General features: G+C 64.6%; 1 protein-coding gene. It reads left to right on the top strand.

The annotated features are described in order from the left end of the window. A partial coding sequence (locus NKH42_RS31155) for an elongation factor Tu (protein ID WP_352753730.1) occupies window positions 1-825 on the top strand: 825 nt, incomplete at its 5' end. Between the last annotated feature and the right edge of the window lies 1 nt (window position 826).

An 826-nucleotide genomic window follows, 5' to 3' on the forward strand; every position in this document is an offset into this window, starting at 1 on the left:
GCCCGCCAGGTCGGCGTGCCCTCGATCGTGGTGTTCTTGAACAAGGTCGACCAGGTCGACGACGCCGAGCTGCTCGAGCTGGTCGAGCTCGAGGTGCGTGAGCTTTTGACCAAGAACGAGTTCCCCGGCGACGACATTCCGATCGTCAAGGGTTCGGCGCTTGCCGCCCTTGAAGATAGCGACAAGAAGATCGGCGAGGACGCCATCCGCGAACTGATGGCTGCGGTCGATGCCTACATCCCGACGCCGGTTCGTCCGCTCGACAAGCCGTTCCTGATGCCGATCGAGGACGTGTTCTCGATCTCGGGCCGTGGCACGGTTGTGACCGGCCGCGTCGAGCGCGGCGTCGTCAAGGTCGGCGAGGAGCTGGAGATCGTCGGCATCCGTCCGACCACCAAGACGACCTGCACGGGCGTCGAGATGTTCCGCAAGCTGCTCGACCAGGGCCAGGCCGGCGACAACATCGGCGCGCTGCTGCGCGGTGTCGACCGTGAGGGCGTCGAGCGCGGCCAGGTCCTGGCCAAGCCCGGCACCGTCAAGCCGCACAAGAAGTTCGTTGCCGAAGCCTACATCCTGACCAAGGACGAGGGCGGCCGCCACACGCCGTTCTTCACCAACTACCGTCCGCAGTTCTATTTCCGCACGACGGACGTGACCGGCATCGTGTCGCTGCCGGAAGGCACCGAGATGGTGATGCCGGGCGACAACATCACCGTCGATGTCGAGCTGATCGTGCCGATCGCCATGGAAGAGAAGCTGCGCTTCGCCATCCGTGAAGGCGGCCGCACCGTCGGTGCCGGCATCGTCGTCACCATCAAAGAGTAAT

Source organism: Mesorhizobium sp. M1142, assembly GCF_040318565.1.
Classification (GTDB): Bacteria; Pseudomonadota; Alphaproteobacteria; order Rhizobiales; family Rhizobiaceae; genus Mesorhizobium.